At 44.4% G+C, this 20,646-nt stretch carries 17 protein-coding genes and 1 pseudogene; 8 read left to right on the forward strand and 10 right to left on the reverse strand.

Going from position 1 to position 20,646, the window contains the following annotated elements:
- Window positions 1-173: 173 nt before the first annotated feature.
- The 3 genes from ACED28_RS01110 to ACED28_RS01120 are packed head-to-tail and all read left to right on the forward strand — an operon-like array spanning window position 174 to window position 3,530.
- Window positions 174-2,270 (forward strand): protein-disulfide reductase DsbD family protein, encoded by a 2,097-nt coding sequence (locus ACED28_RS01110; RefSeq protein WP_371709098.1) that lies wholly within the window; start codon window positions 174-176, stop codon window positions 2,268-2,270.
- Entirely contained in the window at window positions 2,267-2,794 is a 528-nt protein-coding gene (locus tag ACED28_RS01115) for a protein disulfide oxidoreductase (RefSeq protein ID WP_371709099.1), read from the forward strand. Before ACED28_RS01110 ends, ACED28_RS01115 begins: the two co-directional genes overlap by 4 nt.
- 10 nt (window positions 2,795-2,804) lie before the next feature.
- On the forward strand, window positions 2,805-3,530 hold the full coding sequence (locus ACED28_RS01120; RefSeq protein WP_009847198.1) for a DsbA family protein: 726 nt from the start codon (window positions 2,805-2,807) through the stop codon (window positions 3,528-3,530).
- Window positions 3,531-4,034: 504 nt separating this feature from the next.
- Here the strand turns inward: ACED28_RS01120 and ACED28_RS01125 are convergent.
- Window positions 4,035-4,166: a hypothetical protein gene (locus tag ACED28_RS01125; RefSeq protein WP_017100407.1), complete on the reverse strand. Its 132-nt coding sequence runs from the start codon at window positions 4,164-4,166 to the stop codon at window positions 4,035-4,037.
- 261 nt (window positions 4,167-4,427) lie between these two features.
- Here ACED28_RS01125 and ACED28_RS01130 point away from each other — a divergent pair, with 261 nt between their 5' ends.
- Window positions 4,428-4,907 carry a hypothetical protein gene (locus ACED28_RS01130; RefSeq protein WP_012604442.1) on the forward strand — a complete coding sequence of 160 codons (480 nt, stop codon included), beginning with the start codon at window positions 4,428-4,430 and terminating at the stop codon, window positions 4,905-4,907.
- Between the two features lie 140 nt (window positions 4,908-5,047).
- Here the strand turns inward: ACED28_RS01130 and ACED28_RS01135 are convergent, their stop codons facing one another.
- The 5 genes from ACED28_RS01135 to ACED28_RS01155 all read right to left on the reverse strand — a co-directional run bounded on the left by ACED28_RS01135 (window position 5,048) and on the right by ACED28_RS01155 (window position 12,736).
- The gene (locus ACED28_RS01135; RefSeq protein WP_371709100.1) at window positions 5,048-7,201 is read right to left on the reverse strand and encodes a TonB-dependent receptor; all 2,154 of its coding nucleotides are present in this window, start codon (window positions 7,199-7,201) and stop codon (window positions 5,048-5,050) included.
- Window positions 7,202-7,804: 603 nt separating this feature from the next.
- Window positions 7,805-8,761 (reverse strand): GntR family transcriptional regulator, encoded by a 957-nt coding sequence (locus ACED28_RS01140; protein ID WP_371709101.1) that lies wholly within the window; start codon window positions 8,759-8,761, stop codon window positions 7,805-7,807.
- A gap of 281 nt (window positions 8,762-9,042) precedes the next feature.
- Window positions 9,043-11,040 (reverse strand): Fe(3+)-hydroxamate ABC transporter permease FhuB, encoded by a 1,998-nt coding sequence (fhuB, locus tag ACED28_RS01145; protein ID WP_371709102.1) that lies wholly within the window; start codon window positions 11,038-11,040, stop codon window positions 9,043-9,045.
- The gene (locus ACED28_RS01150; RefSeq protein WP_017096909.1) at window positions 11,040-11,951 is read right to left on the reverse strand and encodes an iron-siderophore ABC transporter substrate-binding protein; all 912 of its coding nucleotides are present in this window, start codon (window positions 11,949-11,951) and stop codon (window positions 11,040-11,042) included. Before ACED28_RS01150 ends, fhuB begins: the two co-directional genes overlap by 1 nt.
- A gap of 17 nt (window positions 11,952-11,968) precedes the next feature.
- Window positions 11,969-12,736 carry an ABC transporter ATP-binding protein gene (locus ACED28_RS01155; RefSeq protein ID WP_017104133.1) on the reverse strand — a complete coding sequence of 256 codons (768 nt, stop codon included), beginning with the start codon at window positions 12,734-12,736 and terminating at the stop codon, window positions 11,969-11,971.
- 101 nt (window positions 12,737-12,837) lie between these two features.
- Between ACED28_RS01155 and ACED28_RS01160 the strand changes: the two genes are divergently transcribed.
- Window positions 12,838-14,094 carry an MFS transporter gene (locus ACED28_RS01160; protein ID WP_371709103.1) on the forward strand — a complete coding sequence of 419 codons (1,257 nt, stop codon included), beginning with the start codon at window positions 12,838-12,840 and terminating at the stop codon, window positions 14,092-14,094.
- Window positions 14,095-14,194: 100 nt separating this feature from the next.
- Here ACED28_RS01160 and ACED28_RS01165 read toward each other — a convergent pair.
- Window positions 14,195-15,910: pseudogene (locus tag ACED28_RS01165) on the reverse strand (amidohydrolase).
- A gap of 321 nt (window positions 15,911-16,231) precedes the next feature.
- On the opposite strand from ACED28_RS01165, the gene ACED28_RS01170 reads away from it, so the two are divergent.
- Window positions 16,232-16,750 (forward strand): lipocalin family protein, encoded by a 519-nt coding sequence (locus ACED28_RS01170; RefSeq protein WP_017101593.1) that lies wholly within the window; start codon window positions 16,232-16,234, stop codon window positions 16,748-16,750.
- A gap of 98 nt (window positions 16,751-16,848) precedes the next feature.
- On the opposite strand, the gene ACED28_RS01175 is transcribed toward ACED28_RS01170, so the two are convergent.
- On the reverse strand, window positions 16,849-17,223 hold the full coding sequence (locus tag ACED28_RS01175) for a hypothetical protein (protein WP_009847186.1): 375 nt from the start codon (window positions 17,221-17,223) through the stop codon (window positions 16,849-16,851).
- A gap of 74 nt (window positions 17,224-17,297) precedes the next feature.
- Window positions 17,298-17,603, reverse strand: a complete 306-nt coding sequence (locus tag ACED28_RS01180) for a monooxygenase (RefSeq protein ID WP_012604433.1) — start codon at window positions 17,601-17,603, stop codon at window positions 17,298-17,300.
- Window positions 17,604-17,759: 156 nt separating this feature from the next.
- Between ACED28_RS01180 and ACED28_RS01185 the strand changes: the two genes are divergently transcribed.
- Entirely contained in the window at window positions 17,760-18,671 is a 912-nt protein-coding gene (locus ACED28_RS01185; protein WP_371709104.1) for a LysR family transcriptional regulator, read from the forward strand.
- 22 nt (window positions 18,672-18,693) lie between these two features.
- On the opposite strand, the gene ACED28_RS01190 is transcribed toward ACED28_RS01185, so the two are convergent.
- The gene (locus ACED28_RS01190; protein ID WP_004736309.1) at window positions 18,694-19,308 is read right to left on the reverse strand and encodes a TetR/AcrR family transcriptional regulator; all 615 of its coding nucleotides are present in this window, start codon (window positions 19,306-19,308) and stop codon (window positions 18,694-18,696) included.
- A 218-nt stretch (window positions 19,309-19,526) separates the two neighbouring features.
- Here ACED28_RS01190 and ACED28_RS01195 point away from each other — a divergent pair, with 218 nt between their 5' ends.
- Window positions 19,527-20,642 (forward strand): efflux RND transporter periplasmic adaptor subunit, encoded by a 1,116-nt coding sequence (locus tag ACED28_RS01195; RefSeq protein ID WP_371707344.1) that lies wholly within the window; start codon window positions 19,527-19,529, stop codon window positions 20,640-20,642.
- Window positions 20,643-20,646: the final 4 nt, after the last annotated feature.

The following is a 20,646-nucleotide window of genomic DNA, read 5'->3' on the forward strand; positions in this document are numbered from 1 at the left end:
CTCGTTGTCGTCGTATTGTGGTTGCTAAGTACTGTCCCGTATTTCCCTCCCTTCACTGAGCCAATCCTCCACAAAGGTAGGCGCATCCATCTCAAGATCTGTGTCTTTAAAGAATGAAAATAAGAGCGTTTAACTAACACTCATATTATTCATTTTTTAAGGAAAAATTAGACATGCCTAAAAGCAAAATGTCATTGCGCTTTGTTGTGCTTTGGCTATTCGTTGCGTTGTGTTCAACATTCACTGTGAACGCAAGTGCGAGCGAATCGATGACTCCTCTTACAACGGGTTGGATGCAAGACAAGTTACATCCGTATGTAGAAACGCGTTTTGTCATGACAGGACAAATTAATAAAGAAGATAAAACCGCGGTGGGTTATCTGGAAGTGAACCTTTCTGATGAATGGAAAACTTACTGGAGAAGTCCTGGCGAAGGAGGCATTGCGCCCAAAATTAAATGGGCTGACTCTAAGAACGTTTCGCAACTGCAATGGTTTTGGAAGTTTCCTCAACGCTTCAACTTGCTCGGCATAGATACGCTAGGCTACAAGCACAACATCATCTTTCCGATGAATCTTCATATTGATGATATGAACAAACCTGTTGAGCTCCATGCAGTGCTGACGATGTCTTCATGCACCACCATATGTATTCTCACGGATTTTGACATCAACTTGGTGTTTAACCCAAGTGAGATGACCGTGAATAACGACGCGATGCTTGTCTACGCAAAAGCAATGAGCGAAGTGCCGAAAGACTCACCGCTTGTAGAGGGTACATCTACGATTTGGGATGCTCACAAGTCGCAACTTCAAGTTATTGCTACACATAAAATTGGTTGGACTGCACCCGATATAATCGTGGATGGTGATTCAGATGAAATGCAAGATGCTGAATTTGGTATTCCTCACATTGAAATTGAAGGTAACCAAGCCATTGCGACTTATGACGTAAGCAGCTGGATGGGAACACCCGATCTCAACAACCAACACATTCGTGTCAGCATCAAAGACAAAGACTTCATTACAGAATACCCAGCCACTGTTACCAACGGCATAGTGGGTAATAGCTCTATGATAAGTATGGTGTTTTTGGCGCTATTAGGTGGGTTGATTCTCAATATTATGCCCTGTGTATTCCCTGTACTTGGAATGAAACTGAGTGGGGTTATTTCTGCTCAAGGCATGGCAAGAAAACAGGTTAGGTTCCAATTCCTTGCATCTGCGAGTGGCATCCTCGCATCCTTCTGGTTAATCGCCACTTTCTTGGCTGTGTTAAAAATATCAGGCAGCGTTATCGGTTGGGGAATTCAGTTCCAAAACGGTTGGTTTATCGGTGGGATGTTTATCGTCACAGCCCTTTTCAGCGCCAACATGTTAGGGCTTTTCGAGATCCGTCTTTCATCGAATACCAATACGTGGATGGCAACCAAGGGAGACAGTAGTTACGTCGGACACTTTACACAAGGCATGTTCGCAACGCTATTGGCTACGCCATGTTCTGCTCCATTTCTTGGGACAGCCGTTGCATTTGCTCTTGCCACGACTATCCCGACGATGTTTGGTATTTTCACCGCACTTGCCGTTGGTATGGCACTTCCATGGATCATCGTTGCTGCATTCCCATCGATAGCTTTGGCGCTGCCTAAACCAGGAGCATGGATGAACCGTGTTAAATACCTGTTCGGCGGAATGATGCTAATCACTAGCGTCTGGCTCTTTAGCTTGCTTCGACCTCATGTCCCTCAATTGTGGCTATACGCAATACTGGCGGTCAGTGTTTGCCTATTGCTTGTCAGGTTGGTTCAAGTGCATGGAATCAAGACTGCGGGTGCTGTTGCCTTGCTGCTGTTGAGTGTTATCTCTGCCTCGTTATTTGTCGAGAAGGCAACATCCAAAATTCTGCCACCAGAACCTGAGTGGGAAGCTTTGTCGACCGTAGCCATTGATGATCATGTTGCTAACGACAAAGTAGTTTTCGTTGATGTTACCGCTGATTGGTGCGTGACTTGTAAAGCAAACAAGATCGGGGTTCTCTTACAAGATCCTGTTTACAGCGTATTGACTGAAGGTGATGTAGTGCCGATGGAGGGCGATTGGACAGTCCCAAGTGATAGTGTCACGTCATACCTACAAGATCACAACCGTTTCGGTGTTCCGTTCAACATGGTTTATGGCCCTAACGCTCCGGAAGGTATTGAGCTTCCTGTCATCTTAACCAGTGATGCGGTGATGGAAGCCATTGAGAAAGCAAAAGGTGGTGACGAATGATGAGAAAAAAAGCTAAGGCAAAACCTCAGTCCAAAAAGCAGAAGTTGAGATCGGCATTACTGTATACCTTGTTCGCATTGGTCGTGGTCTTTGGTGTTGATTATTGGCGTACAAAAGACGTTCCAATGCAGAACGTTCCGCCAATGGTTGGGATGTCGTTATCCGGTAAACCGATAGATGTAATAGAGATGAGTAAGAAAGAGCCGGTATTAGTTTATTTTTGGACGACATGGTGCGTCGCCTGCAAATTTGTGACGCCAGTGGTTGATTGGTTTTCATCGAGCTGTCCCGTCGTTGGTGTATCACTGACTTCGGGTAAAGATGAAAGAGTTCAACGCTATATGAATGCTAAAGGGTATAGCTACGACAACATTAATGACACTCAAGGTAAAATTGCACGCGATTGGGGAATCTCCTTAACGCCAACACTCATTGTTATTAATGATGGAAAAGTAACAAGTGTTACTTCAGGAATTACTACGCCAATAGGTATCGCAGCCCGACTTTGGTTAGCTAAGTATTAATGGGAAAAATATGAAATTCATTACAAAAAGCATCATCACACTATTGGTTACTCTGGCTTTCTCACCCGTCACTTTCGCAATGACAAAACAAGAAAAAATTGCCGAGATAACGCAAATGCTAGAAACGAACGAAGGTATTATCGATTCAGTTCACGACAGTCTAGCTGCTTACATAGATCAACAAAGTAGCTTTGATAAAACGTTAGTTGAGAGTCATGACTTTATTTATAACAACCCACATCACCCTTGGTATGGTTCCGAACATCCAAAACTGACGATCGTAAATATGACTGATTTTAGTTGCCCGTGGTGTAAAAAATTAGACCCTGTTCTTCGAAAAATAGCGGATGAGTTCCCTAATGACATCAAGGTGATAAATATTTATATCCCTCTAAAGGAGAGAGATTCGCCATTGAACTCAGCAACTTTTGGACTCAATGTCTGGAACAATGACAAAGAAAAATACAAAGCAGTTGAAGAGATGTTGATCAGTAAGCCTGGTATTCACAACGTTCGTTCGATAATGAAAGTAGCGAAGAAGAACAAAGCCACCGATTATGTTTCTTCAGACAGTGAAATAGCGATTGAAGTTGCTGAAAACTATAACTTATTTACGAGGCTGGGTGTTCGGGGGACACCAGCGATGCTAATTGATGGAACATTGCTCCCCGGCTACTTGCCATACGAAAAACTATATCCAATAGTAAAGGCTAAGCTAGAAGAGAAAAGTAAATAGAATAAATTTACGATAACTTAAATATTATCTTTGATGGATAAAAAGCCCTATTGATTAGGGCTTTATATCATTTAAATATTAATTGTAAAAGTAGATTACAAATTAATAAACAATATACAACGCAGCTAGTCCAAATATGCCTAGAAAACTCAGAACACCACATGTCGAGTACAACAACAGTCTCATTGTTAATTCCTGATTACAAAAAATATTAATAGTATTTGCTTTTATAAATTGTCTTATGTGCAATTTAAGGGCGTGGGGTTGACAAGGTTATATTAAAATAGCACCTCCAGATAAATTATCACTTAACATTTAGTTAGAGTTTCCCATGCTGAAATAATTCCCTTTACTCTGTGTTTTTTACGAAGTAATTAGAGGTTGTTTATTTTTAATTTTTACAGGTTTATATTCCATTTTGTTTCTTGTGTGGTTGTTATTTGGGTGGGTAATACGTGAACGTAAATTGATTCATAGAGTGGGAATTAACTCGAAAAACGGAAACTAACTCGTAGAATGGAAGTTAATTTCTCTAATCTGGGTGATCAAGTTATCCTCGATGAGGACTGATACGCTCTCGATTAAGTTGTTATCAACACCGTTAAATACGTTCACGTTAGTGATTAGCTTTTTCATAGTCTGCACCTTTTGGAAATGAGTGTGTGTCGCTGATGGAGTCATCATATGGGGGCAGCATTTGAAGAATGGCCATTTGGTGACAGTGATGAATTGGGTGTGTTTTTGCTATTGCTATAAGAGAAGGAAGGGGGATTTCTGTCGAATCATTAATTTGAATAATGATTATTGGTGGTGTCACAAAATGGTAAGTTTTGCTCCTTTTCGAGCGCTAAGATGTATTTCAAATCAAGGCGACTTATCAAATTAGAGAGAGACAGAATGACTAAATCAGACAAAGTTTACGGGTTCAACACACCACAACGTCTATTTGTAGGTTACACGTTAGCTGTGCTGGTGGACTTAGTGGTACTTAACTTTTTCGATGAGTACTGGGACTTCGTCAACATTGAGTCTTTCACTATTTCTTTGATAGCAGCGTTATTACTGCAGTTATTGTTGAAGCTCTCTATTGGCTTAGAGCACAAGATTGCTGAGCACTTCAAAAGTAAACCGGGTACCGCGCCTAAGGTTTATCGCGCCATCACTACTTACATCATCTTGGTGGGTTCAAAGTTCGTGATGCTAGAAGCGATTAACTTATTGTTCGGCGAGAAGGTGAGCTTTACAGGCCCTTGGAATGGTGTAGTGGCGTTCTTCGCCGTGGTATTTACGATTCTCATTGCTGAAGTAATTGTATCGAAGATCTACTTTGCGCTTGATGATAAACAAGAATCAAACTTGAAAGAAAAGACAGCTTAAGCATAAGTAGAGTTAAACATAGGGGAGTTCGGAATGAACCCTCAATTGAAAAGGGTTGGCATGTTTGCCAACCCTTTTTGTCTTTTAGCTATCCCACACTTTAGAGTAAGCGACTAATTCAGCTTATGCAGACCGATTAATTAGTACTTAACTTGGTAGTTCAGAGTGTAAGTACGGCCGCGGCCTTTGTAGTCATACGCTGCTGAGTCGTAATGAGACGAGTAAAGGATTTGAGCACGTTGACCCCAAACAGTGGTGTAGTCTTTGTTCAGTAAGTTTTGAATGCCAAAACCTAGACTACCGACAGGAAGCTGATAGGTACTCACTAGATCAAACACGGTGTAGCCATCAAGTTTGTTTTTGTCGTCTTCGTAATCAAACATAGTTTGGCTTTGTACTTTTACAGATAGGTCTGTGTCATACCAACCTGCCCAAGCACTTGCTTTAGAAGTACTTGCACTTCCTGCAGATACATCTTTCCAACCGTCGTTACCTTTCACTTCAGAGGTGACGTAGTGACCAGAAGCGCCCAGTTGAATGTTGTCATGTACCCAGTAAGAAGCCATCGCCTCTAGCCCGTACACTCGCTTTTTGTCATTGATGTTTTCAATCAGCAATGTCTTTCTGTTGTACTTCACTGATTTGTCAGATTGTGAGTAATAAGCCGCGGTTTGCAAGCTTAGCTCGCCAGTATCAAGGCGGTAACCTAACTCGAAACTGTTGGTTTTGATACCAGACATTTTTGAGTCATTAACGTTGATGCTGTCGTTGAGTTTCCAGTGATCACCAACGAGCTTGTAGCTGCCTTGTCCGTAGTATTTAGCTGGGTCTGCAAGGTCGAAACCTTGCGAGAAGTTTGCCCAAACTTGAGACTCGTTATTAAGGTGGTAGATCGTACCTAGGTTAAATAAGCCAACACCGTAATCAGTTTCACCACCTGGTACTGCGTCTGCTGTTTTGCCTTTACCAGCAGCAATTTTCTTCTGTTGGCTGTAGCCGACAAAATCATCAATCTTGTTAGAGATGTATTGGTAGCGGAATCCACCTTCCACCGTCCAATCATCGGTGATCGCATAGTCAGATTGCACAAAGCCCGCGATAGAGCTGACTTTAACACCGGCATAGCGACCCACTTGTGCATAGGTCTTGTTGACTAAGTTGCCTGAATTGTTCGCAATGGTGCGATCGTAAAGCGCTTGATTGCTATCAAGCTGATCTTGATACGCATCGATACCATAAACAATATTGAACTTATTGAAGCTCTTAGCCAGTGCTGTTTTTAATGAAATAACATCGGTAATTTGTTGACCAGAAGATTGGAAGTAAGGCGTGTAAGTTTGGTCTTCTTTACGGTATGAAGCTTCAGCAATAAACTGATGCCCAAGGAATTGATCATCGACGTAAGAGGCACTCAGCATGATGCGCTCAGTTCCGTGTTCGCGATCCGAGTAAAACCCTTTACGTACGTCAACAAAATCGCGCCCGGTGATGTATAGACCGTAAGGAGAGTTTTGCTGGCTATCGTAATATTGTGCTAGGAAGTTGAGCTTTTTGGTCTCAGACAGGTTCACGCCGACAGTTGTCAGGAAATCTACCGTCTTGTTGAACTGCAGTGAGCCTTGTGAAATGTCAGGAGTAACAATATCGCCATCTGCATCGAATACACCTTGTGTCTCGGTGTAAACCACAGAAGAGCGAGCTTGAACTTTGTCGTTACCGCCAGAGATAGATTGACCGACTTTGTAATCGAAATCTTCACCTGAATTAAAGCCCGATGAACCACCGACATAAGATTCGAATTCTAACTCTTCACCTTGTGCTTTTTTGGTGATGATGTTGATGACACCACCAGAAGCACCGGCACCGTAGATAGACGTTGCACCCGATAACACTTCGATGCGATCAATGTTAAATGGGTCGATTGATTCTAAGTGGCGGCTGATTTGGCGAGAGGATTGCAGTGATACGCCATCGATCATAACGAGCATCTTACGGCCACGTAGATTCTGACCATAGTTAGTACGAGCGCCGCTGCTTACATCTAAAGAGGGAATGCTCGCCGATAGAATTTCACCTAATGATTTACCGCCACGGTATTCCTGTTCGATTTTATCTGCGTCGATGTACCAAACTGTTCCCGGAATATCGCTGATCGCTTTAGGCGTTCGGCTTGCGACAACCACCATGTTTTCTTCGGTTGTGTATTCTTGTGCTTGGGCTGTAAACACTGTGCTTGCTGCGACAATCGCTAGCGTAACGGTGGAAAGCTTGAAACTTCCTTTTTCGGTTTTCATTTTGTTCTCAATCTTGATCAATAAAAGGCTGCACAAAGACTCATATTTGTGCGATGACTTTGTTTTTTATAAGTAAACAAGCGTTCATCTTTACTGGTTAGTAATAAATGAAGCCTCCTAAATTAGAAAAGAGGTTAACAGTGGTCACTTACTTATGGCCCCAAACATACTCATCTCGATATCTTTCAAGCTTGTATACGTTCGCATTCACGCCACCTAAGCGGTTACTACTTCTATAGTTAAAGTACGAAGTATTATCGTTAAGTTTATCAATTCTAAATAAGAATCATTATTATTGTGTTTTTGTTGCGAAAATACAATATGAAAATGCAATTTTATTTTATAGATTTGGAAACACTTGTTTGCCGAGGGGGTTAGTCACTCGGGCGGAACAGAGCCAGTGCCTTGTTCCGCAAGTGTTTAAGCGGGTGTGAACCATATAATTCAGAAGGTGTGAAAGTGCAGGTATTAGGGCCTGTTGATCTTTTGAACAAAATTTAACAACGAAAGGTAAACAGGCCTCGTGTGTTCATGAAGTCAGAATGGCATTTTCGATGGTAGAAGGACACGATAAGGGCAGCCATGATTTGACTGCTCACGTAGTTAACTGTTTTTTGCAATGATACTGTTGATTAAACTTTCTCGCTGCTCCATAGAGACCGTCATTACGTCGTTGTAGGTGCGTTTCATGACTCGAATGTCATTTTCCAGTAGCTGAGCTAATTTTGTCGAGGCCGTTTGGTTGTCACCTTCGAGCACCAATTCGATGATCTCTAGGCGACGCTGGCACGATTTAGTGACCGAAGATTGAATGTGCATCGAGACGAGATCGGTCGCTTTACGTAGGCGATTATGTTGTTGCATGGTGCTCAATAAGAAGCGATTTCCCGAACATGCGGCAAGTTGCTCGTGAAACTCAGCACTGAGGCTAAAGAGATGACTGGCGTTGACAGATTCTGGGGTCTGAATCGCTTGAGCATGGCGATCTCGGCAGCTTTCAATTGCACTGTTATCAAGTGTCCATGTTGGTTCGAGTAGGCCAGCAGGCTCGAAAATGAGTCGACAGCGATAACTTTCGGTGTGTCTTTCTAGGGTGTTCAACACACCATCAAGCTGCCATTTGTATCCTGGACTGCGACGAAAAATACCATCGCTTTCTAACAGGCGCAGTACGCTTTGCATCTCACCACGGTTGGCATCATAACGTTGTTGCAGGTCTTTCTCGGAAAACGACTGACCTAACTCACTAAAAAATAAATCCATGAGTACGCGCAGGTATAATTGTTCTTGGCGAGGTTGTTGGTCGTTGTCTTGGCCTGAAATTTCGATATCTGCCGCATCGGTTTGCAATACAGACCCTTTATAAGGGACGACTTTAGTGATGCCTTGCGCTGACAAGTGTTTTAATACCGCTCGAATAGGGCTTCTTGATACTTCGAATTGCTGCGCCAAAGATGATTCGTTTAGGCTGCTTCCCGCTTTCGCGTTGTCGGCTTTTAGCCTCGCGATGACCTTGAATAACAAATTTTGTTGGAGCTTTGTAATTGTCGTTATGTCCATGACGCTCAGAGTATGTGTTTAATCTTGATTCCATGGTAAACACAAAAAGGCTTAAATACCATAAATTGTGTTTTTGTAACCAAAAGACAATGTTAATCGACCTGTTGCAATGGATAGGTTGGTTGGTAATTTAGCGGTTGATTGGGAATTGATCGGTTAGTGATAGCTTTGTTGGTAAGTGCGTTGATGAGTGGGTAAGAAGAGAGCCCGCTTAAAGTCTCGACTTCAAATGGAGGCTTCAAACGGGGCTTTAAGCGGAGAAAGTGATTTCTCGTGTGTGCTTATTTTCTCATTAGATAGAGGAAGTAGCCGCCACCAATCAGAGAGGCTAATAGACCTGCAGGGAACTGCCAAGGGAACCATAGCGTACGACCAATCCAGTCTGCAGCCACCATGATGATAGCGCCTAATAATGCTGCAGTGAGCATTTGAGGAATCGCGCGATATTGGTGAAGCGAACGAGCCATGTGCGGCGCCAATAATCCAATGAAACTTAATGGCCCAATGACGATGGTGCACAGAGTTGTTAGTGCCGCGACTAGCAAAAGCAAAGCCAATCGAACAGCGGTTGTGTTCATACCTAGGCTGCTTGTGGTGACGTCGCCTAAGTTAATCAGCTCTATCCAGCGATTCAAAGACAGCGCCACTGCACTGATGATGGCAACCCCAACGGCGAGCAAAATGACATCTTGATTAGCGACTAAATAAGTCGAGCCTGAAAGCCAAGTGAGGAGCGCGGTTGCATTTTCATTGCCCGAGCTCATTGTGATGCGCAGGAGAGCGTCGAGCCCTGCACTTAGCGCGATGCCCGTTAACAAGGTTTGCGTTGGGGCGAAATTGTGTTTTCTTCCCATCAACCAAACCACGGCAGTCACTGAAGTTGCGCCGAGTGTACCAAGCAGCATTTGCTCTTCTCGGCCGACTGCAGTGCCAAATAGTGTGCCGAGCACTAACGCCAGAGCAGCCCCTGAGCTGATCCCCAATACTTCGGGGCTCGCCATTGGGTTGTTTGAGATGCGTTGAATAATCGTGCCTGCAAACGCAAGCCCGATCCCTGCCAATAGCGCGACTAATACACGTGGTAGACGCAGATCGAATAGCGATGAGTTGAGTTCAAGATTCCAACCAAACTGGTTTTTACCTACTGTAAGAGCAAGAACACACATTACCGTCAATAGCACTGACATCGCGGCCAGTACTTTACGCGTACTGACGAATTTGTAGTGCTCAATGGTTTCACTGCGGTTTTTGAGATCGGACTGCAGCTTGGTACGTTGCAGTAACCACAATAAGAAAGGAGCACCCAGTAGCGCCGTCATTGCGCCGGTAGGGAGCAGTTCGCCACCGAAGCCAGAGAAGGGCTGAATCACTAAATCCACAATCAATAGAATGAAGCTGCCTACCAACCCACTGACCAGAATCTGTTTCGCGAGTGCTCTTACACCGATAAGCCTAGCGATAGCAGGAGCCACAATGCCAACGAATCCGATTAAGCCTACTTCACTGACTACGGCAGCAGTAATAAAAATCGCCAACGATAAGCAAAGCAATTTGATTTGTTTGATGTTTACACCAAGTGAAGTAGCGACATTATCACCAAATTGCAGCGCTGATAATGGACGCTGTAAAACCAGTAATAACAGCGTCGGGATCGAGACTAAAGGTATGAGAACCTGCACGCTCGACCAATCATTCTGATTCAGTACACCGGCACCCCAAACAAAAATACTGGTAAGCCGTTGTTCATGCAGCATGAGCAACATGGTGTTGAGTGAGCCTAAAAATAGGCTGACCACCATACCGGCTAACACCATGTGTAATGGTGAAAAGCCTCGTGCAGAACTTAAGGTAAAAACTAAGCCTGTTGCAAGGCAGCCCCCGATGAAAGCGGGAATAAACCCTGGAATTGCTAGGTTCGCAGGAATTAAAAGGATCCCTAATACCATGCCGAGTTCTGCGCCCGCAGCAACACCCAATGTTGTAGGTGAGGCAATGGGGTTACGCAGTACAAATTGCATCACACACCCAGCGACTGCCAGTGCAAAACCACAAATGAGAGCGACGGCAAGCCTAGGTAAATAGGTGAGGTGAGTAATCAGATGCTGATAATTTGAAGAATCAAAGTGAAACAGCGTATCCCAAATCAAGCCAATCCCTTGCGAGTAAGGAGCGGTAATTTGCAGTAGCGAGCTGATCAACAAAACAGCAGCGACAGGTAGTGCCGCTGCCTTGATATTGAATCGCCCTGTGACGGTTTTTTCAATCTTTACGGTAGCCATTATTTTTGGATAAGCAATTCGGTAATGTGGTCACTAAACCTTTGAGCGGCGATTAGCCCACCGAAGGTCCAGATGGTAGGAAGTTCGTAAACGGAGTCTGTACGCGTAAACGCCATCGCTTGCCAAAGAGGGGATTGAGTCAGTTTCTTATGCTCTTCTTCCGTTAGCGGGCCAAAGATCATCACATTCGTCTGTTGGTGTTCAGCGAGCCTTTCAGTACCTGTAGTGGTAAAACCCCAGAGGTTTGTCTGCTCTTGCCAGTCGTTTTTAAGGCCCATGCTGCTTATGGTGGCTTGCGCTAATGAACCTTGGCTATGAATGCGTAAGGTTTTATCGTTGATAAAGCGTGCAAAAATCAGTGGTTTGTCTGAGTTGCCTGCGGCACGTATTTTTTCACCATTATCACTTAATCTCTTGTTTGTCTCATCAATCACTTGTTGGGCGCGTTGTGCTTTGTTAAATAGCTTGCCTAAAGAGAGGGTAACCGAAGTTGCGGATTCAAGAGGTTGTTTCTTTTTGCTGTAGACACTGTAAACCAAGACAGGTGCGATTTTATTGAGCTGGTGGTAGGCCGCCGCCATATGCTCACTGATTAAAATGACGTCAGGTTTGAGTTCTGTTAGTAGCTCTAGGTTTGGTTCTCTTCGAGATCCCACATCTGTCACGTCTGCATTTAACGCAGGTTTTACCACCCATTGCTGATAACCTTGTGCGTCTGCCACACCTTGCAACTCAACGCCTAGGCTTAATACGGTTTCGGTGAGTGCCCAATCTAAAGCCACCACTTTTTTAGGTGTAGCATCGAAAGAGACACTGCCCATTTCATGTTTGATTTCTAGTGCGTGAACGCTCTCTAGAGCAAGGGCGTTGAAAGCTAATACTGTGAACAGCATGGTGATGAACTTTTTCACAACAGGTTCCTTTTGATTTAAGGGATGTAGCTGATAGGTTGCCCTGTCTCAGGGTGTTTAAAGAGCGCAAGCTCCATTCCGTAGATTTGCATCAGTGTTTCTGGCGTCATCAAATCTTTAGGCGAACCGGAAGCAATCACTTTTCCAGAATGAAGCGCAATCAAATGATCACTGAATTTGGCGGCCATGTTCACATCATGAAGCACCATGATCACGGTTAAGCCGAGTGACTGATTAAGCTCTCTGATTAAAGCGAGCAATTCATGCTGGTGCGCGACATCGAGTGCTGAGGTTGGTTCATCAAGCAAAATACATTGGCTTTGCTGAGCAAGCAGCATGGCGACCCAAGCTCTTTGTCTTTCTCCGCCGGAAAGTGTTGCGACAAATCGGTCAGAAAAGGCGTTAAGGCCAACTTTCTCAATCGCTTCGTCTACGATGGCATAATCATCTTTGCTGTAACGTCCAAATGCGCCTTTCCATGGATAACGGCCAAAGCAAACCAGTTCACGAACGGTCACGCCATCAGTAATCGGTGGGTGCTGCGGCAGGTAGGCGACTTGGTGTGCAAATTCAAGGTTACTGTATGAGGCGAGTGGTTGCTCATTGAAGAAAACGTCACCTTCTGTTGGCGTATTTTGTCGACTTAACAGTTTAATGAGTGTCGATTTGCCACATCCATTATGACCAAGCAAGGTGGTGATCTTCTTTGGTTCAAAGGTCAAAGTCGTTGGCGAAAGGATTTTCTTACCGTCGATTTCGAACGAGGCATTGGTAAGTGTGTACATAATGCAATATGAAGTTGAGTTATGGGCTGCTAGCCGCTAATGTAACACAGTGAAATCAAAATGATAATTATTCGCTAAATCAATCTATTTATCATTGTAATATGCTCGTGCCCACTACGAACCTACCAACCTTATCTAGCGCCTTCGATATTATGTCTGTGATACAAAATAAAAAATTTCAACTATTGGCTATTGGTCTTGCTTCGGCTCTTATGGGAATTGGGCAAAACGGCTTACTCGTTTCCCTGCCTTTTCTTGTGGAACAGTCTGGATTCAGCTTGCCTACGTGGTCGATTCTTATCGCAATAGGAAGCATATTATTTCTGCCGTCTGCGCCTTTTTGGGGAAGGCAGAGCGACAAATATGGACCTAAACAAGTCGTCATTCAGGCATTGGTAGGCATGGCCGTCAGCTTTGCTTTGTTGTGTTTTTTTGCGATGAATAGTGACCAAGAAAAGGCGCTAGTGTTTTGTTTGATCGGACTGGTGGTGGCGCGAATAATTTATGGTTGTACGGTGTCTGGAATGGTGCCTGCGAGTCAGCATTGGGCGATATTATTGTGTGGTGAGAAGAACCGTTTACAGGCCATTACATCAGTGAGTCTTGGCCTAAGTGTTGGTCGATTAATTGGGCCTTTGGTCTCCATTTTAGCGTTAAAGTTATCGCCTTTTGCTCCCCTGATCGTGATGATCTTTTTACCGTGTGTTGCTTTACTTGTCACGATGTTGTTACCAACCCCTAAAGAAGAAACTCGGAAGGCTGAAGGAATAGGGCAAGCACCTTGGTTACCGAATAAAACATTACTGCCTTTTTTATCTTGCGGGTTGTTGTTGTGTGCCGCAGTCGCGTTGTTGCAATACAGTTTTTCTCCACTTATCTATTCGATCACCCGTTGGCCTACCGATCAAATAAGTGACACGATCGGGATTCTTTTGACTATCAGTGCTGCCTGTACTTTTGCTACTCAACTCTTGGTTATCAAAAAAGAAAAGCTGACACCGTTTGTTATGTACCGTTGGGGGGCATTGGGTTTGCTTGTCGGCTTTGGAGTGTTCTTGATTCCCAGTATGTGGGCGTTAGCTGTGGCGATGGTACTGACAGTGATTGGCGCAGCGTTGCTTGTTCCTGCTTACACGTTGTTTGCCACTGAAAAGCAAAGTGGTACACCGGGCGCAGCCGCAGGGTACATCGCCATGTCTCATACTCTAGGCTATGGTGTTGCTTCATTGCTTGCATTTACTTCAACCTTGAACCCTATGTATCCCATCTACTTATGTGTACTGTGTTCAGCACTGATCTTTGTAACGAGCTACATTGTTAAAAGAGAGGGAAATATCAAGGTCGCTGAGCAAGCTTAACCTTGTATTTCCCTGATACTTTTTAGCGAGCCAATTGGAAGTGAGCTAACGGATAGCATATTAACTAGTAGCAAACGGCTTTGTGTCGAACGTTGGTTTGCTAATTTATGTCTTTGAAAGCAGCGCCTTCGAAAACCACATCTCCTCGCAACACCGTCATCAACACCTGAGTCTTGGCTATTTGCCTTGCCGATACTGTGGTGATGTCTCGGTCGAGAATCGCGAAGTCCGCTGATTTTCCAACCTCAATAGAACCTGTTACGTCTTCGATACCAAGGCTCTTTGCTGCATTGAGCGTGTAAGCGTCGATAGCTGTGTAGATATCAGTGAGGCCTGTTTTACCCATGATTAAGCTATTTGCGATTCCAACTAGAGGGTTGATGTCGTGTACGTTCCAGTCACTGCTCAAGGTGATATTGGCGTCGGTTTTGAGTATCGCGTCTAGGTTCATCATGGCTTTGGCACTGCGAGCACCAAGGAAAGCTTCGGCCCATTGGTGTTGATGCTTGGCTACGTAATCGGAACCGACTTGGAAGTCCGCCGAGACATTGAGCTGCTTGAAGCGGGGAACGTCTTCATCATTGATTAACTCTACGTGAGTGAGGGTATAAGGCTTTTGCGAACCCTGTTTACGCACGCTTTCAATCGCATCAAGAGATTCACGAACGGCACCATCACCAATCGCATGAATGTGCGCACTAAAACCGATTTTATCGAGCGCGGTTAGCCACTCTTTCATCTGTGCTGGTGGAATGTAGTTTAGGCCATTGGGAGACTGTGGCAGATAGGTATCTAAATAGGGCGCGAGTGTTTTTGCTGTACCGTTAATGAAGATGCCATCGCTGTACATTTTTACCTGATCAACGAGCAACAGACGGCTTTCATCATCGGAATACATCTTCTTGAAGACTTCTAATTGAGAGGATATCGCCATTGATGGGTAAACCCAAGGGCGTAATGACACGCGAGCCGTCAAATCTTGGTTTTGCTCCGCTTCTAGCCAAACGTCGTACCAACCTCGTTTCCAATACATCCGGCCGTCACCAATGGTGGTAATGCCGTGCGCAGCGGCTTCTTCAAGTCCGAACATTAACCCTTGGTAGCTTTGTTCAAAGAGCTCGCTTTGGCTGTTCCACGCCATCTCCATAATTTGGTCGCCAGCGTTATCTAATAAGATGCCATTGAGCTTGCCGCTGTCTTGGTCTTTTAAATAAGCGCCACCTTGTGGGTCAGGAGATTGTTGGCTGATTCTGGCTATTTTTAAGGCTTTCGAGTTGACCCACATCGAGTGAGAGGTTTGCTCCATAAGCACCACGGGACGATCAGGGAAGATGCTGTCGATAATCTCAAGTGGTGTGTATTCAGAGTCGCTGTCGAGTGTCGATTCCAAAGAAAAGCCATAACCCATCAGCCAGCCTCAACCATTGGTTTCGGCATTGATTTTACACGCTTCTAAGTAAGGGATTTGCTCTTCTAATGTGGCTTCAGAGTCTAGTTCGCAATTGCCACCCAGCTCTGAGGCGGCTTCAAACACATGGTTATGATTATCAATGAACCCCGGCAAAACAAAGGCATTCTCCAAGTCGATGACATCGGTACTCTGACCTTGAAAAGATTGCGCCTGAGTGTGGTCACCGATGAAGATGATCTTGCCTTTATGGGTAACGATCGAGTCTGACTCGCGATGCCCATATATGTCGGCATTGGTAAAGATCTGGTCTGCGGTTAGGCTTTGAGAAAAAGCCGATGGCACAGAGACTAGGCTAGCGAATAATGCAATCCATGCAGTGCGTGGCAAAGTGAGCTTATTGTTCATTGTTATTTATTCCATGTTCCACTGTTTAGTAAGTATAGAAAGCGAGTGGTAAGAATCATATCGCGGATTTTTAATAATAAAGTGTCCATAGTTGCTCTCCTGATTAAGTTAACTTGCCGTATATTTTGTGGTGACTCCGACTCAATATCGAGCATCAATGAAACACCATTGATTCATTCACAGACTAAACAATTCACATAAGATTCTGAATAAATTACAGTTAGGTGAACTTTAAAATGGATTTAACGTATTACCAAGGATGTAAGTTTATGTTTTCACAAGGCTTACTCGCATTACTAATAAAAACAAGCCGAGGTTAGGATGAAAAAAATATTATTGCTGCTTAGTGTGATTCTATTGGGTGGTTGCGTGGGCATGCCTGAAACAGTAAAGCCCGTTCAACAGTTTGAATTGGATAGATACTTGGGCAAATGGTACGAAGTGGCTCGTTTAGACCACTCGTTTGAGCGTGGCTTAGATAACATCAGCGCGGAATACAGCTTGCGTGATGATGGTGGCGTTAAGGTGATTAACCGCGGCTATTCGGCGGAAGATGGCGAATGGAATGAGGCGGAAGGCAAGGCGTACTTTGTTGAAGGCAGCGAACAAGGCTATTTGAAAGTGTCTTTCTTTGGCCCTTTCTACGGCGCTTATGTGGTGTTTGAATTGGACAAAGAGGGATACCAATATGCGTTTGTTTCGGGCCCAGATACCGACTACTTGTGGTTACTTTCAAGAACACCAGAGGTTGCACCAGGAGTGATGGAGAAGTTCAAAGCGATGTCTAAAGAGCGTGGCTTCAATACTGATGAATTGATTTACGTTGAGCACGGTAAATAAGCTGAGCGCGCTAGGTTAACGACAGTTGATTGAGAAAAAGGAACAGATGATGAGTGCATCTGTTCCTTTTTTATTGGTTTGGTTTGGTTTTGTATGAACTAGCCTTGTCGACGAACCTGCAACACGCTGAGCACCGATAGTGAAAGGAAGAACGCCGGATCACTCCAGCCGAAGCCAACAAATATTCCTGTAAATGCCGCATACAATGTGATGATGGCGCCGAGCATATTTGTAACCACCAAGCCTTGGATGAGCTTTTTAGCGGACAAGCCAGGTTCAATGTCTCTAAGCAGCCAGCTTATTGCAGCGATACCACCCAAAAATATACTGGTGTGTTGAGAGAGAAAGTACGCGTACTTATCATTGATCTCTACGCCGTACATGGGCCACATTACCGTTGGGATAAAAAACAGTGCGATGGCAAACCCTGCGTAAATAATGCCGTGTAGGCTAAGAAAAGTTTTGTTGTTCATTACGTATATCTCTCTCTATTTATTACTTAGCTATTCAGTATCTTTGTTGTCATTCAGCGAATGAACAAGTTTGATTAACCGTTGATTGGGCCTTTATTAATGGTAGTTAATGGCTGATTGACGTCAAAAATCACACCACGCACTTCTTCAACACCCATCTCTTTTAAGCGAGCGCTATGCATCGCTAGGTAAGCCTCTGCACTGAGTTGGTCTTCAAAAAGATAGACACCACCGCCCAGTCTTTCAGCTTCGTTTTCTGTCCAGATTTTCCAGATCATACCCGGTTCGTTGTTAATAGACTTTGCTAGGTCAACGAGTGCGTTTGACATCTCTTCACCAAATGGGCCGCTAAATTCAAAATCAACTTGTAATAATTTCATGGTTATTTCTCCAAACAGTTACTTGGTATTGCGCTGAGACTCATGGTCATTTCGCAAAACATAGGAGGCTTGATTGCCTGTTGAAATAGATATTACCTGTAAAAAACAGACAGAAAAGTTCATAATATAGTTATTAACTGTCAGGATTTTAGACCAATGAGATTGAAAACCACCCTCGACCAATGGCAAACCCTTTACGAGATTGACCGCGCAGGCAGTATTCAGGCAGCGGCACTGCAATTGAACAAGAGCCATACCACGCTGATTTATGCGCTGAGAAAATTGGAGGACCAATTAGGCGTGACTTTAGTGCAGGTTGAAGGTCGTAGGGCGGTATTGTCGGAGGAGGGGAAATCACTGTTGCGCCGTGCAAGCAGTATGTTGGAACAAGCTCGCGAGCTAGAGTTGATCAGTGAACAGCTAGCGAAAGGTGTTGAGTCTGAAATTGTGGTTGCTGTTGATCACTTGTGCTGCCTTGAACGCCTTTATCAACCGATGGCTGCATTTTTGACGGAGAACAACACCACATCGATACAAGTGATTGAAACATCCCTGTCTAAAACAACGGAAATGGTGACTCAAGAACTGGCTGATGTGGCTATCATCAACTTGCCTATTACTAACTACTCAGCCGAAGCCTTTGGTTTTACGCTGATGGAGCCAGTAGTTGCTAGCTCACATCCGTTAGTAAGTGCCGTTTCAGTGTCGTTGAATCAACTGTCGTCTTTGCCGCAAATTGTGGTGCGAGATTTAGGTACACGATCTAATCAAGGCACTAAAAGCCAAGGCAACAAACAGGATGTGGGTTGGTTGAAGTCGAGTCAGCGTATTACGGTGGATAATTTCGACCATGCGTTTGGCGCGGTAGAGCAGGGAGTCGGGTATTGTCGACTACCAAAGCACATTGTTGAAAGCCGAGGAAGTGACAAGCTCACTGTGTTGAATGTCGAAAATGGCAGTGGGTATCACGTTCCGCTGCACCTGACTTTACCAAAAGGAGCCAAGACAGGCCCTGCTGCTAAACGTTTCTATGAGTTACTTCTTGAGTCAGTTTCAAATGCGAGCTAACGGCGACATGAACCTTGAACGATTAACGAGGCTGATTGCCGTTTAAGAATAGCGCGACACACTCGCGAGTGTAGTGAAGTCTTTCTTCTTCAGATTCTCCGCTATCGTGTCCGAAGAATCCCCAATACGCTGACTTACCATGGAACATAAGCAGCAGTTGTCTGGCTGCAATGACTGGCGAGCTTGATGTCGACAGTGTGAGATCACCAGAATCTATTTTCGACTGCAAATAATCAGCAAGTAATTTGGTGGTTTTCTGAGGCCCAGTTTCTAAATAGATAGAGGCGATCTCTGGATGCGTATTCGCTTGGCTAATGGCATTTTGAAAGGTTTGTCTAGATTGTTCATCAAGTAATAAATCCTGAAACTTCACACCAAACTTCACCAACTCATCACCCACCGCAGCATCCATATCAAAGGCTGCAGGACTGAGTTCTCGCTCCGCACACTTGGTTTGCATGCAGGTTTCGAAAAGTTCGTCTTTGTTTTTAAAGTGAGAGTAGACCGTTTGCTTAGAAACGTTCGCTGCTTTGGCTATCTGATCCATATTGATCTTGAAGCCATGTTCAGAGAAAAGTTGGCTGGCTGCGGTTAAGATCTGCGATCTCTTCTGTTCACTCTTGATGATTTTAGTCACGTGCTTGCTTCTCGTTACCTAGTTTGTCTCGTTGCTTAGCGCCTGTTGGTGCTCAGTTCTATGTGTCTCGTTTTACGCTAAGCATTATGCTTTTTGTGATGCTTTTATCAATCATTAACGATGAAACTTATTTTTAACACAATCAAACTAGACAGTCTAGTTTGATTTGGTTAGTCTAAAAAAAGAACATAATTGAGTACCGCATAGGAACAGTACGTATGTATAAATTGATGAAGGGAAGCGCAGTGGCAGTGGCGTTGTCGGCTTTTCTTGTTGGATGTGGCGAAAAGGAACAAGCCCAAGAGTCGGTTGATTCAACCGCTGAAACGGCATCGAGCGTCCAAACCATTTTAACCGTGGAAACGATGGCCTTGGCGCTCTCTTCCTCTTATGCAGTGCAGCGTGAATATGTGGGTGTGGTTAAGGCGGGTCAGCAGGCTAATTTAGGTTTCGAACTGGCGGGCAAAGTAAACGAGATTCTGGTGGATGTCGGTGACACAGTCACAACGGGTCAGCCGTTGATCAGACTGGATAACCAACTTTTGGAAACCGAGTCTAGCCAACTGAAAGCGCAGGCTGAAGAAGTCAAAGCTCAATTGAGTTTGGTGGCAGCGAACCTTAAACGTCAACGTTCATTGAAAGCGAAAGGCTTCAGTGCCGAAGCTGAGATTGATTCGTTGACCAGTGAGCAACGCGTATTGCAGGCGAACTTGCTGCGTATTGATGCCTCGGTAAAAGGCAATCAATTGAAGCTGGTGAAATCGACAGTTCGTGCGCCATATTCAGGGACCATCGCAACACGCTTTGTCTCGCTTGGAGATGTAGTGAATGTAGGGAATCCAACTCTTACACTGCTTGCCTCTGAAGGGAAAGAAGCCTTTATCGGTATTCCTGCCCATCAAATGAAAAAGGTTACTTCACTTTCCGCCCCAAGTATTCGCGTCGGGCGAGATGAATTCGCTGTGAGCCTGTTGAATCCGGGCGCAATGGTCGACACACAGTCTCGCAGTGTCGGTTTGCGTTACTTGTTTCCTGAACAATCGTCGGTGTTAGAAGGGCAACTTGCCTATTTGAAATTTGATGAGCAGATTGATGACCAAGGCTACTGGGTGCCATTAACGGGTTTGATTGATGGATTGCGCGGTGTGTGGAACATCTTTGTGATTGGTGAAGACAACAAAGTTGAGCGCCGAAGTGTTCAGGTGTTGTTTGCCAACAATCAACAAGCGTACGTGAGTGGGGCGATTGAAGACGGTGAACAAGTGATTGCCAGTGGCTTACATCGTTTAGTTCCTGGACAAACCGTGAAGCCAGCAAGCGTTACTGTTGAATAGGAAA

This window comes from Vibrio sp. 1F253 (assembly GCF_041439295.1).
GTDB lineage: Bacteria > Pseudomonadota > Gammaproteobacteria > Enterobacterales > Vibrionaceae > Vibrio > Vibrio tasmaniensis_A.